Annotated in this window: 15 protein-coding genes; 6 read left to right on the top strand and 9 right to left on the bottom strand. The window is 70.1% G+C overall.

Translation table 11 applies throughout. The annotated features are described in order from the left end of the window. Positions 1-151: 151 nt before the first annotated feature. A complete protein-coding gene (locus DT019_RS17835; RefSeq protein WP_114037807.1) occupies positions 152-736 on the top strand; it encodes an RDD family protein in 585 nt (194 codons plus the stop codon). Between the two features lie 85 nt (positions 737-821). Here the strand turns inward: DT019_RS17835 and DT019_RS17830 are convergent, their stop codons facing one another. After that, on the bottom strand, positions 822-1,427 hold the full coding sequence (locus DT019_RS17830; protein WP_114037806.1) for a DJ-1/PfpI family protein: 606 nt from the start codon (positions 1,425-1,427) through the stop codon (positions 822-824). After that, on the bottom strand, positions 1,424-2,395 hold the full coding sequence (locus DT019_RS17825) for a GlxA family transcriptional regulator (protein WP_114037805.1): 972 nt from the start codon (positions 2,393-2,395) through the stop codon (positions 1,424-1,426). Before DT019_RS17825 ends, DT019_RS17830 begins: the two co-directional genes overlap by 4 nt. Before the next feature lie 274 nt (positions 2,396-2,669). Here DT019_RS17825 and DT019_RS17820 point away from each other — a divergent pair, with 274 nt between their 5' ends. Next, positions 2,670-3,836 carry a glycerophosphodiester phosphodiesterase gene (locus DT019_RS17820; RefSeq protein WP_114037804.1) on the top strand — a complete coding sequence of 389 codons (1,167 nt, stop codon included), beginning with the start codon at positions 2,670-2,672 and terminating at the stop codon, positions 3,834-3,836. 44 nt (positions 3,837-3,880) lie between these two features. On the opposite strand, the gene DT019_RS17815 is transcribed toward DT019_RS17820, so the two are convergent. The 3 genes from DT019_RS17815 to DT019_RS17805 all read right to left on the bottom strand — a co-directional run bounded on the left by DT019_RS17815 (position 3,881) and on the right by DT019_RS17805 (position 5,854). Continuing rightward, entirely contained in the window at positions 3,881-4,708 is an 828-nt protein-coding gene (locus DT019_RS17815) for an SCO6745 family protein (protein ID WP_114037902.1), read from the bottom strand. Positions 4,709-4,787: 79 nt separating this feature from the next. Then, positions 4,788-5,540 carry an SDR family NAD(P)-dependent oxidoreductase gene (locus tag DT019_RS17810; RefSeq protein ID WP_114037803.1) on the bottom strand — a complete coding sequence of 251 codons (753 nt, stop codon included), beginning with the start codon at positions 5,538-5,540 and terminating at the stop codon, positions 4,788-4,790. Then, positions 5,537-5,854 (bottom strand): hypothetical protein, encoded by a 318-nt coding sequence (locus tag DT019_RS17805; protein WP_114037802.1) that lies wholly within the window; start codon positions 5,852-5,854, stop codon positions 5,537-5,539. Before DT019_RS17805 ends, DT019_RS17810 begins: the two co-directional genes overlap by 4 nt. A gap of 70 nt (positions 5,855-5,924) precedes the next feature. Here DT019_RS17805 and DT019_RS17800 point away from each other — a divergent pair, with 70 nt between their 5' ends. Beyond that, positions 5,925-6,791: a LysR family transcriptional regulator gene (locus DT019_RS17800; RefSeq protein ID WP_114037801.1), complete on the top strand. Its 867-nt coding sequence runs from the start codon at positions 5,925-5,927 to the stop codon at positions 6,789-6,791. Positions 6,792-6,824: 33 nt separating this feature from the next. On the opposite strand, the gene DT019_RS17795 is transcribed toward DT019_RS17800, so the two are convergent. Further along, complete coding sequence (locus tag DT019_RS17795; protein ID WP_114037800.1) at positions 6,825-7,748, bottom strand: alpha/beta hydrolase; 924 nt, start codon at positions 7,746-7,748, stop codon at positions 6,825-6,827. 40 nt (positions 7,749-7,788) lie between these two features. On the opposite strand from DT019_RS17795, the gene DT019_RS17790 reads away from it, so the two are divergent. Both DT019_RS17790 and DT019_RS17785 read left to right on the top strand, forming a co-directional pair. After that, positions 7,789-8,265, top strand: a complete 477-nt coding sequence (locus DT019_RS17790; protein ID WP_114037799.1) for a MarR family winged helix-turn-helix transcriptional regulator — start codon at positions 7,789-7,791, stop codon at positions 8,263-8,265. A 149-nt stretch (positions 8,266-8,414) separates the two neighbouring features. Beyond that, positions 8,415-9,176 carry an endonuclease/exonuclease/phosphatase family protein gene (locus tag DT019_RS17785; RefSeq protein WP_223279635.1) on the top strand — a complete coding sequence of 254 codons (762 nt, stop codon included), beginning with the start codon at positions 8,415-8,417 and terminating at the stop codon, positions 9,174-9,176. A 329-nt stretch (positions 9,177-9,505) separates the two neighbouring features. On the opposite strand, the gene DT019_RS17780 is transcribed toward DT019_RS17785, so the two are convergent. Next, positions 9,506-9,916, bottom strand: a complete 411-nt coding sequence (locus tag DT019_RS17780; RefSeq protein ID WP_114037798.1) for a cysteine/serine endopeptidase inhibitor — start codon at positions 9,914-9,916, stop codon at positions 9,506-9,508. Positions 9,917-10,288: 372 nt separating this feature from the next. Here DT019_RS17780 and DT019_RS17775 point away from each other — a divergent pair, with 372 nt between their 5' ends. Continuing rightward, a complete protein-coding gene (locus tag DT019_RS17775) occupies positions 10,289-10,990 on the top strand; it encodes a Clp protease N-terminal domain-containing protein (RefSeq protein WP_114037797.1) in 702 nt (233 codons plus the stop codon). Between the two features lie 108 nt (positions 10,991-11,098). Here DT019_RS17775 and DT019_RS17770 read toward each other — a convergent pair whose 3' ends face one another. Together DT019_RS17770 and DT019_RS17765 are read right to left on the bottom strand one after the other, a co-directional pair. Further along, positions 11,099-12,193, bottom strand: coding sequence for a YncE family protein (locus DT019_RS17770; RefSeq protein WP_147267327.1), 1,095 nt, complete (start codon positions 12,191-12,193; stop codon positions 11,099-11,101). 149 nt (positions 12,194-12,342) lie between these two features. Beyond that, positions 12,343-12,900: an isochorismatase family protein gene (locus DT019_RS17765; RefSeq protein WP_114037795.1), complete on the bottom strand. Its 558-nt coding sequence runs from the start codon at positions 12,898-12,900 to the stop codon at positions 12,343-12,345. Between the last annotated feature and the right edge of the window lie 441 nt (positions 12,901-13,341).

The raw sequence follows: 13,341 nt of genomic DNA, 5'->3' as shown, positions 1-13,341 counted from the left end.
GTTGTCGCTCCAGCACCCGATTGGACAGGGTGCCGATCTCACCAACACCATGGGTCCGCAAGATCGCGGCTGTACGGGGGCAACCGCTCAGGACTCGAAGGTGCCCTCCGCACGGCCGCTCGTCCCCCAATTGGCCCGGAAAGGCTTCACCTTGAGCTTCGGCGACCCCAACAACCCCTACGGCCAGCAGCACGCACAGCCTGGACATCCCGGTCAGCCCCCGCAGGGCGTGCCGCCGCAGTACGGCTATCCGCAGCAGCCCTACGGGATGCCCCCGGCCCCGGGAATGGGCGGCATACCCGGAGGCGGGATGCCGCCCCTCGCGCACTGGGGCCAGCGGGTCGGGGCGCACCTGCTCGACGGGCTGATCATCCTTGGCCCCATGTACGCACTGGGACTCATCGACCTGGCCAACAGCGACGACCCGGCGACCGCGGGCCCGGGGCCCCTGTTCGTCGTCGGCCTCCTCTACGCCGCGGCCATGGCCTTCTTCCAGCTGTACAAGGAGGGCAAGACCGGCCAGACCATCGGCAAGAAGGTCCTCGGCATCAGTGTGCGCCGCGAGGCCGACGGCGGCACGCTCGGATTCGGCATGGCGTTGGTCCGCAAACTCGCGCACTTCCTCGACAGCATCCCCTGCTACCTCGGCTGGCTGTGGCCGGTATGGGACGACAAGAACCAGACCTTCGCCGACAAGGTGTGCAGCACGGTCGTCGTCAAGGTCGGCAAAGGCTGACGCAGTCCGCACCGATCGGATCAGCGGGGACAGCCGACGGCGGAGTGCCGAAAGCCCGTCGGGGCGCTGAGCGATCGGGCGCCCGTCAGGCGGCGTCGGGCAGGTCGGCGAGGTAGGGCGGGGCGGGCTCGTACTGGATGTACTGGCGTACGGCGCGGGCGTGGTCACGGCCGTGGAGGCGGCCGATCAGCCAGAGCGCCATGTCGATACCGGCCGAGACGCCCTGGCTGGAGACCAGGTTGCCGTCGACGACGTACCGCGCGTCGCGGACCACGGTGACATCGCCCCGGGCCTCCAGAGCGTCCTCGAACTGGTAGTGGGTCGCGACCCTGCGGCCCCGGGCCAGGCCCGCCTCGTGCAGGAGCAGGGCCCCCGTGCACACGCTGGTGGTCCAGGCGACGTCGGCCGCGGTGGTACGGATCCAGTCGGTGAGCACGGGGTTGGACACCTCGCGGCGGGTCCCGTTGCCGCCCGGGACCAGCAGGACATCCAACGGCGGGTGGTCGTCGAAGGTGTGGTCCGGCAGGACGCGCATGCCCTTGTTGCAGCGGACGGCGTGGGTACGTTCGGCGATGAGTACCGCCGTGTCGGCGCCGTCGCGCAGCATCGAGGAGGCGGTGAACACCTCCCACGGCCCGGCGAAGTCCAGCTCCTCCGCTCCGTCGAAGATCAGCAGCCCGTAGGTGGTCACATGTGCTCCTTGGTGGATCGAAAGCGGTCCCGGTAGTCGGACGGTGCGACACCGAGGTGACGGTGAAATGTGCGGCGCAGGGTCTCGGCGGTGCCGAACCCATACCGATGCGCGATGGTCTCGACGGGGTGGGTGCTCTCGGCGAGCGCCCGTTTGGCGGCCTCGACGCGGACGGCTTCGACGTATGCCGCCGGCGGGACGCCGAGTTCGGCCGTGAACCGGCGCTGGAGGTGGCGGGGGCCGAGACCGGCGTGCGTGGCGAGATCGGCGATGCCGTGCCGGGCGCCGGGGTCCGCGTGAATGGCCGCGACCACGGCACGCAGGGGATCGCTGGCGGGTTGCGAGGACCACAGAGCCACACTGAACTGCGACTGGCTGCCCGGGCGGCGCAGAAACATCACCATCTCCTGCGCGACGGAGTGGGCGACCTCCCGCCCCAGGTCGTCCTCCACCAAGGCGAGTGCGAGGTCCATCCCCGCCGTCACCCCGGCCGACGTCCACACCCGCCCGTCCCTGAGGAAGATCGGATCGCAGTCGACGGCCACGTCGGGATGCTCCCGGACGAGCTGCTCCTCCCGCGCCCAGTGCGTGGTCACCCGGCGCCCGTGCAGCAGTCCGGCGGCAGCCAGCAGGAACACCCCGCTGCACACCGACGTGACGCGGCGGGCGCCGGATCCGGCGGTGGCCAGCCAGTCGGTCAGCGCCGGGTCCTGCCGGGCACGGTCGACTCCGGCGCCCCCGGCCACCACCAGGGTGTCGACCCCCGCCGGGTCCAGATCGTCCACACCGCAGGACGCGTGCACCGGCACACCACTGCTGGACCGCACCGGTCCCGGCAGCGGCGCCATGATCTGGCAGGAGTACGCGCCGGAGAGCCGATCGGCGTGGTGGAACACCTCATGCGGACCGAAGAGGTCCAGTGGCTGGAACCCCTCGAAGACGACGAAGACGATGCGGCGCTGCTTCACCCTCCACCCTGTGGGCCATCCTCGGTGGCGTCAACGACCTGCACCCCACACTTCGCGCCATGCCCGCAGTCCGGGCACGCGGGACGAAGCGACGCCGTCGGCCGCCGCACCCACCCCCCTGCGCGTTCCCGGCACACCCCGCCGTGTTTACGATCAAGGTGCGGCCGGGACATGGGCGAGGCAGCGTCCCGACGCATGGGAAAACACCGGAGAACTTGAAATGCCGTACCCCGCCGGGCAGTTGCGGGGATCGGCACGGAGCAAGGAGCACGGCATGGACAAGCGGCACGAGCCGGGGCGACGGACGGTACTGGGAGCCGCGGCCCTGGGCGCCGGAGCGGCCGTACTGGCCGGAACGGGACAGGCGAACGCGGCCGGAACGGGCTCGGCGGACCGGCAGGCACCCGCCGGGCGGCCCGCGAAGCTGCCCGTGCCGTTCGTCGTCGGCCACCGCGGGGCCAGCGGCTACCGTCCGGAGCACACCTTCGGCTCCTACCAACTCGCCCTCGACATGGGGGCGGACGTCATCGAGGCCGGTGACCTCGTTCCCACCAAGGACGGGCACCTGGTCTGTCGGCACGAGCCCGACATCTCGGCCACCACCGATGTCGCCGACCACCACGAGTTCGCGGGCCGCAAGACCACCAAGACCGTGGACGGCAAGAAGATCACCGGGTGGTTCACCGAGGACTTCACGCTCGCCGAACTCAAGACGCTGCGCGCCAAGGAGCGCATCCCCGACGTCCGCCAGCACAACACCCTGTACAACGGCCGCTGGGAGGTGCCCACCTTCGAGGAGGTCCTCCAGTGGGCAGAGCGCGAGGGTCGCCGCCGTGGCCGCCCCGTATGGATCTACCCCGAGACCAAGCACCCCACGTACTTCCGCAAGCTGGGCCTGGGGATCGAGGAGCCGCTCGCCAAGCTGCTGCGCCGCTACGGCCGGCACACCGCGCACGCCCCGAACATCCTGCAGTCCTTCGAGCCCAGCAGCCTTCAGCGGCTCAGCGCACTGGGCGTGAAGTGCCCGAAGGTCGTCCTGCTCGACGAGCCGTCCGTGCGGCCCGCCGACTTCGTCGCGTCCGGCGACCCGCGCACCACCGCCGACCTCCTCAAGCCCGAGGGGCTCAAGTGGATCGCCGGCTTCGCCCAGGGCATCGGCCCCTGGTTGCCGCAGATCATCGCGCAGGACGACCAGGGCAAACTCGGCAAGCCCACCGCTCTCGTCCGTGAAGCGCACGCCGCGGGCCTGTTCCTCACCCCGTACACCGTGCGGAACGAGAACAGCTTCCTGCCGCTGGACTTCCGGGTCGGCGAGAAGCCGGGCGACTACGGCAACGCGCTCGCGTACTTCAAGGCGCTCTTCGCCACGGGCATCGACGGTTTGTTCTCCGACGACCCCGACACCGCCCTGCTGGCCGCCGAGGAGTTCCGCCGCCGCTGAGCCGTGGCGGACGGCACGCTCCTCGGGCCATCAGTCGCTGCTCGTCACCTGGACCCAGCGGCCACCAGCTTCGCGGTGATGGGTTCGAGCTCGGTGACCAGCTCGTCGAGCTCGGCGGAAGACAGTGCCTCGTACGGCGGGGCCGCGAGCTCGTCGGTCAGGGCCTCGATGCGTCGCTTGGTCTCACGGCCGGCGTCGGTGAACCGGCCCTCGGCGTCGACGAGCCCGCGCTCACGCAGGCCGTCCATGACCGCGGCCAGCCGTTCCTTCGGCAGGTGGTGGATGCGCCCGAAGGACTCCGGCGGGTGGATGCCCATCTCCAGCGCGGAGAGCACGTGGGCCTCCGTGCCGCCGATGCGCGCAGCGACGAGGGCGGCGACGTGCCCGTCGCCCCGGTGCTCGCGCAGCATGGTCGCCGAATGCCACAGCCGGGCGACCGGATCGCTCGGCACCGCGAGGGTGCGCATCCCGGCATACATGACCCGTCCTTCCAGCGGTGCGCTCGTCGCGGCCTTGGTGGTCAGGTCGGCGGCCCGCACCAGGCCCGGGGAGTCGGCCAGTTCGTCCCCGAGGATCCGCCGTACGGAGGCCGCGCTGCCCCGCTGCCGCGCGGCGACGGACGCCTCGGGCGGGATCGTCTCCCACGCGCTCGGGATGTGCCGCGCGGCTTCGCCATCGGCGAAGCTGTAGAAGGCCGCGTGCACGACCTGCGCCGGCACCCGCCCCAGGGGCGCGGCGCGGCTGGCGAAGTAACCGTCCCAGTAGGTGCGGTGGCCGAGTGCGGCGAGTTCCTGGTTGCACTCGTCGGCGAAGAAGGTGACCAGGCAGATCGGTTCCAGGAGCTCGAACATGCGGCGGGCGCTGTGTGTCATGGCCTCCATCATGCCTGCTGGACTCCCGGCCCTGCGGGACCGCGTCGGGCCCCCAAGTGCTCGGCGCCCCCGCTGAGTCTCATGCTCGTCGCCCACCATCGACCGACATCGCGATCCCGGTGATGTAGGACGCGGCGTCCGAACAGAGCCAGACCGCTGCCGCCGCGGCCTCCGCCGCCGTGGCCAGCCGGCCAAGGGGCGTGATCGCCTCCTGCCGCGCGACCATGTCGGTGCCGGCTGCCACCTGCTCGAACCCGGGCGTGCGGGTCGGGCCGGGGCAGACGGCGTTGACCCGGATGTTGTCCGGGGCGTAGTCGACCGCGGCGACCTTGGTGAGTCCGACGACTCCGTGCTTGGCGGCCACATAGGCGGGGGCGGTCGGGATGGCGTACAGGCCGCCGTTGGAAGCGATGTTGACGATCGCACCGCCTCGGCGCTCCCGCAGCAGGGGCAGTTCGTACTTCATGCACAGGAAGGTGCCGGTCAGATTGACGCGGGCCACGCGCTCGAACTCGTCCACACTCAGCTGGTCGAGCCTGCGGTGGTGCGAAGCCATGCCCGCGTTGTTCACGGCGTAATCGAGACCACCGTACGACGCTACGGTGCGCTCGACGGCCGACTGGACGGAGCGTGCGTCGGCGATGTCCACCGTGACCGCCAGGGCTTCCCCGCCGTCCTTCCTGATCATCTCGGCAGTCTCGGCCGCCTTGCTCGCGTCGATGTCGAGCACGGCCACAGCGGCACCGCTCCGCGCGAACTCCCGTGCCGCCGCACGACCGATCCCGCTGCCGGCACCGGTGACCAGTGCCACCTTTCGGCCCCTGTCGCTCATGCCAGCGGCTCGTGGTTCGCCCAGGCCACCTGGTACGGGTGCCGCGACTGCCAGCGGTCGATGACCTCATGCAGGCCGGGTGCGGTGAACGCCTTCACCAGCGCCCCGGTGTCCGCCACGGCTGCCTGCACGATCACGTTGGCCACCAGCGCGGGAATGGCCTCCTCGCCGGGGACGGGAATGTGGCGCCGGGCCACGATCGACTGTACGTAACCGCTGTCAAGCATGACCCGTTCGATGTCCGCGAGATATTGATCGAGCTCGGTTTCGGGCAGGGGCTGATCGAAGGAGACGATCATCGTGTGGTTGATCATGCTTCGATTCTTGACGCCCTGCCCTGCCGGAGTCCAAGACCTGTTCGGCACCCGGCGATAACCTCCAGGAATGATTGACCTGGAGACCCGTGAGCTGGAGTACTTCATCACACTCGCCGAGGAGCTGCACTTCGGCCGGGCCGCCGTCCGGCTCTCGATCGCCCAGCCCGCACTGTCCAAGGCCATCCGCCGGATCGAGGCCCGGCTCCGCGTTCCGCTCTTCGTCCGCTCCAGTCGGCGTGTCGAACTCACCCCGGCCGGGGAGGCGTTGCAGGAGCACGGCCGCCACGCGCTCAACGCGGTCAGCGCCGCCGTCCGGCACGCCCAGCGTGCGGGCGACACCCGGACCCACCTCCGGCTCGTACTCAAACCCGGCGGGGACGCGGGCCTGCTGTCCGCGATTCTGGCCGAGTACGCACATCAGCCGGACGCCCGTCAGGTGGACATCCTGTTCAGCGGCCCCGCCGACCGAACCGACTTCCTCCTGGACGGGCGGGCCGATGTCGGCCTGCTCTACGCACCGTTCGACGACCTCGGCGGCCTGGCCCACGACGTGCTCCACAGCGAGGACCGCGTGGCCGTCGTCCCGTCCGGGCACCGGCTGGCCGCGCACACTGCGATCCGCATGACCGATCTGGAAGGCGAGACGCTGCCGCGCTGGAAGGGCGTGCCGGGCGGCGACGGTACCGGTCCCGAGGTCGCCGACGTGGTCCAGCTGCTCCAGATGATCGGGGTGAACCGCATGATCGGGGTGCTGCCCCGCTCGCTGGTGGCTCCGGTCCCCGACGGCCTGGTCTGCGTCCCGGTGACCGACGCGCCGCCGAGCCGTCTGGTGCTCGCCCGCAACGCCCAGGACGACCGGCCACTGGTCGCCTCGTTCGTGACCGCCGCACTCAGAGCACGACGCCTCCCGCACGCGCGGAGCGGCCGCCCTTGACCGCGCGCCCCGCACAGCGGCCCCCGGCCTGACTCAGCCCTCCGAGGTCGCCCCCGTCGCGACCGGAACACGGATGCGCTGGCCGAGGAAGAAGGCCGCGCGGTCGAGCGCCTCGCCCGCCTCGTCGAGGACTCCGACGAACGCCTGGAAGACATGCGGTACATCGGCCGTCACGTCCAGTACGACGTCCACTCCGGCGGCCCGGGCACGGGCGGCCATGCGGGTGGAGTCGTCGAGAAGCATCTCGTTGGTGCCCACTTGAAGGAGCATCGGTGGCAGGCCGGTCAGGTCGCCAAGGACCGCGGGGCTGAGAAGGGGGTGGCGCGGGTCGTGCCCGGCCAGGTACATCGGCGTCGTGCGCTCCAGGGACTCACGGGTGAAGAGCGGGTCGACGCCTGCTCTGGTTTCCATGCTCTCACCGCTGCGCGTGGCGTCGAGCCCGGGAGAGAACGCCAGGATCGCGGCGGGCATCGGGAGCCCCTCGTCACGAGCGGCGAGACAGGCGGTCAACGCCAGGCCGCCACCGGCGGAGTCACCCGCGAGCGCGATCGCGGCGGGGTCTTCACCGCTGTCGAGCAGCGCGCGGTAGGCGCTGAGGGTGTCCTCGATCGCCGCGGGGAAGGGGTGCTCCGGGGCCAGCCGGTAGTCGAGGGAGAGCGCGCGGAACCCGGTCCTGGCGACCAGGTTGCCCGTCAGCGACAGCGCGGTCTCCGGCGAGCCGACCACGAAGGATCCGCCGTGGAAGTACAGGATCGTGCCCGCGCGTTGGCCGTCGACCGGCTCGACGAGCAGGGCGGACCGGTCTCCGAGCGTGGTGGCGGTGGTGCGGATCCCGTCCGGGACGGCCATCTCCGCCATCAGAGACCGGAAGCCTGCCCGGAGCTCCTCGAGCGAAGAGCCGCTGGGCCGGGGCTGCCGCAGCGTCTCGTCGACCCGCGCGCGCTGTTCCTTGCTCATCTTGCGACTCCTTGAAGTAGATGCCGCTACACTATATGCCATGGCAAGTACTTCTCCGGGCGGCGCGGTGGACATCGCGAGCCTCTTCTCCGATCTGGTCCGCTGCGAGACACGGCTCTACAACGCCCTCAACGAACGCCTCAGCGAGCAACACGGTCTCTCCATGGCGCACTTCGAGTTCCTGCGCCGCCTCCGCGAGCGCCCCGGCTCCCGTGTGGCGGACCTGGCCGCCGAGTTCGCCATCGGGATCGGAGCCGCGAGCAAGGGCGTCGACCGCCTGGAGAAGCAGGGCTGGGTCGTTCGGCAACCGAACCCCTCGGACCGCCGCTCCTCCTTGCTGACCCTGACCGACGAAGCGGCGGCGCTGGTCGACACGGCCGACCACACCTTCACCGAGCGGCTCACCGAGCTGATCGAGGACACCCTCGACGGGCCCACGATGTCGACCCTCGCACAGACCTTCTCCGCACTGCGCGCCGCACTGGAACGCGACCGGATCGGCATCCCGACGGGCTGAGTCGAGCCGCCGCAAGGGTTCTTCTCCACCACGGCGGACAAGAACCAGTACGGTGCGTTCGAGCGGTGTCAAACCCGCCCAGGCGTCCCGGCGGGCGCCGCCGGACACCGTCGTATCGCGTGGCGGCCGCACGAGGCGAAAGAGGAAGCGTGGAGAGGGACAGCGTGCAGGATCTGCCCGAGTCGGCGACGGAGCCCGACGGTTCCGTGGTTGTCCGTGTACTGAGTTACAACATCCGCTCCATGCGCGACGACGTGCCCGCACTCGCCCGGGTGATCAGGGCCTGCCGCCCCGACGTCGTCTGCATTCAGGAGGCGCCACGGTTCTTCCGCTGGCGCAAGGCCGCCGCCCGCCTCGCCCGCACCTCCGAACTCGTGTACGTCTCGGGCGGCGCCACCGCCTCGGGCCCGATGATCCTCTGCTCGCTCCGTGCCCACGTGGAACGCACCGAGGACATCCTGCTGCCCCGTACGCCCGGCCTGCACCAGCGCGGATTCGCGACCGCCGTGTTGCGGTTCGGCCGGGCGCGCCTGGGAGTCCTCAGCTGCCACCTGAGCATCAAGGATGAGGAGCGTTACGAGCAGGGGCACCTGCTCCTGGAGCAGCTGTCCGCCCTGAACACCCACCACGCGGTCGCCGCGGGCGACCTCAACGACCGCCCCGACGGTCGCACTTTCGGCTTGCTGGCGGACGCCCTGCAGGACGGCTGGGCGACGAAGCCGTGGGGACGTGAGCACACCACCCGGCTGGGCGACCCCTTGCAGCGGATCGACGCCATCTTCGCGACACAGGGGGTGGAGGTGCTGGGATGCGGCGTACCGATGGGCCTCGCCGGAATCTCGGAGCGCGATCTCCGAGCGGCCACCGATCACCTGCCGGTCCTCGCCGCGCTGCGGGTGCCCGCTACGTAGAAGAGTCCGCTTCCGGGCGGACGGCTACAGGGAGGCCACAGCGGCTATCTGACGTTTCGGCCCCAACCCGCCGCCCATACGCGCCTGTTCAGTGGCGGTGCGTATGGCGGTGGCGGTTGCCGGGATGCGGGCGGTGCCACGCCAGCGCGAGAGCGAGGAGGGCGGGCACGAGGATGAGAGTTGTGAACACCATAGGGATACGAGTGCCCCTCTTCTCACGGTCTGCACACTTTGCAACCCGCTGGGTTCTTGAATCCCCTCGACCCTCTCGCGCACGGCCCAGCGCCAGCCCGCCCCCACTCGCTTCGCGAAGAAGGCCCGCACGGGCGCTACTTCACGAACTTCCAGCTGATGCCATTGATGACACCGACGTTCAGCGACGCGAACTTGCTGAACGCGGTCTGACTGAGGTCGATGTGCGTCGCATCGCAGGACAGGCACTTGTCCCGCACCGGCACCTTGATCGCCTTGCCCTTGTAGGTCACTTGTACCGAAATCCCCCTGCACAGCGGGTCGTTGTTCGGGTTCGCCGTGGTCCACCAGGCGGGCGACACGGCGACCAGGTCCTGACTCGACGCATCGATGAGCGTGCCGCAGGCTCCGTAGCCCTTGTCGTTGTAGTACGTGGCCTTGCCGGACATCGGATGACCGATGGGTATGTCAGCGTGCGCCGTCCCGCTGCCGAAGGCGACGCCGACCACCGCGGCCGCCATGACGCCGCTCCACCGTCTGAGCCTCATGAGGAGAACCTCGTTCCCGTTGCGGCGCCCTCTCACTGAGAGCGCTCTCATGCGGCCGGAGCCTGGTCGGCACACCCACGGAGCATCAAGAGCATGGACGACGCGCGTGGCGCCAATTCGCCCCGTCCCGGAGGCATTTGAACGCCACGCATACAGGGTCTGACGAGGCATCGGGTACGACAGCGGCGCCCATCCGGACCGAAGGCGGCAGAGCCAGAAGAAGGCGCGATGCACCCGCCGAAGAGCCCCCTGCCGCCCCACACGACTCACCCGCGCCCAGCGTTGGCCGCCCACCAGATTCGCCCCGCACCCACCGAAACGAGCGTCAATTACAGATTGACACTCGCGCAATCGTCAACCTACGATTGACGCATGAGCCCACTCAATGTCAGCCTCGCTGACCTGATCGCCCGTATCGACGAGGAACTCCCCGACGCCACCGACCTGGCCCGCATCAGCGAGGCGCAGCTACGTGCCCAGACCCTTTCCGACCTCGGTGACCAGCTCGTGGGCCACTACGTCGGCAAGGCCAAGCAGGCCGGCGCGTCCTGGAGCGAGGTGGGGGACGCCATCGGGGTGTCCAGGCAGGCCGCTCAGCAGCGCCACGCTCCCGCCGCGTTCGACCGGTTCACCGAGCTGAACCGGCACAGCATCGTGCTGGCCCAGGAGGCCGCCCGCACGCACAAGCACGACTCCATCGGCACCCAGCACATCCTGCTCGGCCTGCTCGGCGAACCGCGCGGCCTGGCGTACAAGATCCTGACGGCGAAAGCCGGGTCGGAGCAGCGCATCCGGGACGCGATCGAGGAGGCGATGCCCCCGGCCGGGAAGAAGGCGCTTCGGGGCCATATCGCCTTCGGAGCGCAGAGCAAGGAGGCCATCGGCCAGGCGTCCCGCGCGTCGGCCGACCTCGGTCACGACTGGGTCGGCACGGAACACCTGCTGCTGGGCCTGATGCGCATCGAGAACAGCCCGGCCGCACAGATCCTGCGCCACCTCGGCTTCACGCCGGACGAGTTGCACGAAACGGTCAAGGCAGAAGTCGCCAACCGAGCCGCCTCAGGCGACAAGTAGCGCCGAGGCGAGACGAAGGACTGCTCCGAGGCCTCGCCCGGCCAGTGGTACGTCACGCATCCATCGGCCGGGCGGTGATGGGCCGTGGGCACCGCGCCCAGGTACTCGTCAGAAGTTGACAGTCTGGAGATAGACGCCGGGGTCGTCGACATCGTTGGTGCCGGTGATGTACATCGTCTCGCCGTCGGGGCCCACCGTCAGGCCCGATGCCCGTTCCACGTCGAAATCGGTGACCGTCTCGTCGGGCAACTGTGTGTTGGTCGCCGTGTCGTACGACAGCACCTTCGGCGCGGTCCGCTGGTCGTCCACCAGCACGTACAGCCGGGTGCCGTCCTGGCTCACCGCCGGGCTCAGCACCGGTGAGAAATCCGACCGGAAGTCGATGGTGATGAGCACGCTGTCGTGCGTGAGGTCGACCAGGGCGGCGTGACCGTCCGGCTTGCTCAGCGCGTAGAGGCGGCGGCCGTCCGGGGTGAGCGCCAGCTCGTCCACGAACCCGGTGGCCGCGATCGTACGCAGCACCGTCGGCACCGCCGTGGCCGTGTTCAAGTGGATCAGGCCCACGTCGCCGCTCACGTACACGTCCGTGCCGTTCGGCCGTACGACGATGTCGCGCGGGCTCTCACCGGGCAGGGGCACGGTCGTCGTGAACGCACCCCGCGCCGTGGAGAACACCAGCAGCCGGGACGGGCCCACACTGGGGCCGTTGTCCTCCGGACCGGTCTGGTCCAGGTAGATCGTTGCGCCGTCCGGGCTGATGGCCATGCGCGACAGTGAGCCCGGCCGGGAGCCCGCCGGCCGCGGCTGGTCAGGGATGGGAATGCTGGAGCGCAGGGTGTTGGTGGCCGTGTCGATCACGTTGAGGGTGCCCTCGGTGACCACGTAGACCAGCCTGCCGCGGGCACCGAACACCATGGGCCCGGCCCATCGCCCCGCGCCGGTGGACACCTGCGCGGTGATCTCCCCGGTCCGGGTGTCGACGACGTACAGCTTGGTGCCGGAGGCCTCGATCGCCCCGACATACGCCTTGGTACCGTCCGCGTTGACCAGCGGAGCACGTGCGTACTGGGCCCCCGGCAGGGGCGTGAGATGCTCGACCCCCGGCGTCGCGTCCGCGACGGCGACGCCCGCGCCGAGGACCATCAGCACCCCGGCAGCCACCCATGAAGCCAGCCAACTGGCTCTGGATACAAGGAACTTCACGACGCCCCTCCCCCACCGAACCCTCGCGTTCTGCGACGGCGAGGTCAGGCTACGCCGACACGCCCGATGACGGTGAGGCGCCAGAGCACGCCTCGGACGCCAACCGGCCACTCCGGAGGGGGTCGCCCGGGATGCGGGCGTCCCGCGCCTCAGACCTTGGCGAAGTCGATGTCCGCGGTGGTGACCGTGCCCGCGGTCCGTCCGGGGGCGGTGTGGTACTGCCAGTACAGGTTCGTGTGAGCGATGACCTTGTCGGGCGACGGCGCACCGAAGCGTGACAGGTCTTCGGTGGTGTGGGCGTCAGCCACAAGCGTCGCGTCGTAGCCGCGCACGATCGCGCCGTGGAGCGTGGCGCGGATGCACGCGTCGGTCTGCGCGCCCGCGACCACCAGCCGGCCGACGGAGCGGGCGGCCAGCACCGACTCCAAATCGGTCTCTTCGAAGGAGTCGCCGTACGACTTCTCCACCAGCGCGTCGGTCTCGTGCCGCACGAGTTCGGCGACGTACTGCCAGCTCTCGCTGCCCCTGACAAGGTCGTCGCTGTGGTGCTGCACCCATACGACGTCGACATCGGCGGCCCGTGCCTTGTCGACGAGGGTGGCGATGTTGGCCACGATCGTGTCCCGGTCGTGTGCCTCCGCCACCACGCCGTTCTGCACGTCGACGATGAGCAGGGCGGTGTTCGGTCGGTTGTCGAGCGTGGTCATTGCCGCGTCCTCCCCTGTGGGTCCCGATCCCCGGGTCCCATCCGGTCATGTCTCAGCCTCGGCGGACCTGCGATTCCCACGACGGACTGAGGGAGCCCGCGTGCGAGGTGCGAAGGGCCGTGTGCGAGCCTTTCACGGAGCTCGGCCTTCGCACAATCGTTCTGATTGATGGTGCCCTGATGAGCGGTCCCGGCGTCGTCTGCGCCGCGCCGCCCGCCTGGCCCGCTGGACGTATTCGCCCACGAGGATCCAGATCACGTAGCCGACCATCCAGGCTGCTGCCAGCCCCAGCAGGACCGGTCCCAGAAACAGCGGCAGCATCGCCACACGCATGTCGTCACCTCCTGACGATCAGGTCCGCCGGGCCGCCCGTGCGACCGCGCACCCCCGGGAACCTTGGGCCCGGCGTGGCTCGTCCCCGTCATTGGCCAGTGTGGTCCG

Origin of the sequence: Streptomyces sp. SDr-06 (assembly GCF_003324565.1) — a bacterium.
Taxonomy (GTDB): Bacteria; Actinomycetota; Actinomycetes; order Streptomycetales; family Streptomycetaceae; genus Streptomyces.
Note: the sequence above shows the minus strand (reverse complement) of the source record. Positions and strands in the feature narration are given on the sequence as shown.

Excerpts from the sequence above, each read along its gene's own strand:
- DT019_RS17820 (WP_114037804.1), top strand. The coding sequence starts at position 2,670 with ATGGACAAGCGGCACGAGCCGGGGCGACGGACGGTACTGGGAGCCGCG.
- DT019_RS17815 (WP_114037902.1), bottom strand. The coding sequence starts at position 4,708 with ATGACACACAGCGCCCGCCGCATGTTCGAGCTCCTGGAACCGATCTGC.
- DT019_RS17810 (WP_114037803.1), bottom strand. The coding sequence starts at position 5,540 with ATGAGCGACAGGGGCCGAAAGGTGGCACTGGTCACCGGTGCCGGCAGC.
- DT019_RS17805 (WP_114037802.1), bottom strand. The coding sequence starts at position 5,854 with ATGATCAACCACACGATGATCGTCTCCTTCGATCAGCCCCTGCCCGAA.
- DT019_RS17800 (WP_114037801.1), top strand. The coding sequence starts at position 5,925 with ATGATTGACCTGGAGACCCGTGAGCTGGAGTACTTCATCACACTCGCC.
- DT019_RS17795 (WP_114037800.1), bottom strand. The coding sequence starts at position 7,748 with ATGAGCAAGGAACAGCGCGCGCGGGTCGACGAGACGCTGCGGCAGCCC.
- DT019_RS17790 (WP_114037799.1), top strand. The coding sequence starts at position 7,789 with ATGGCAAGTACTTCTCCGGGCGGCGCGGTGGACATCGCGAGCCTCTTC.
- DT019_RS17780 (WP_114037798.1), bottom strand. The coding sequence starts at position 9,916 with ATGAGGCTCAGACGGTGGAGCGGCGTCATGGCGGCCGCGGTGGTCGGC.
- DT019_RS17775 (WP_114037797.1), top strand. The coding sequence starts at position 10,289 with ATGAGCCCACTCAATGTCAGCCTCGCTGACCTGATCGCCCGTATCGAC.
- DT019_RS17765 (WP_114037795.1), bottom strand. The coding sequence starts at position 12,900 with ATGACCACGCTCGACAACCGACCGAACACCGCCCTGCTCATCGTCGAC.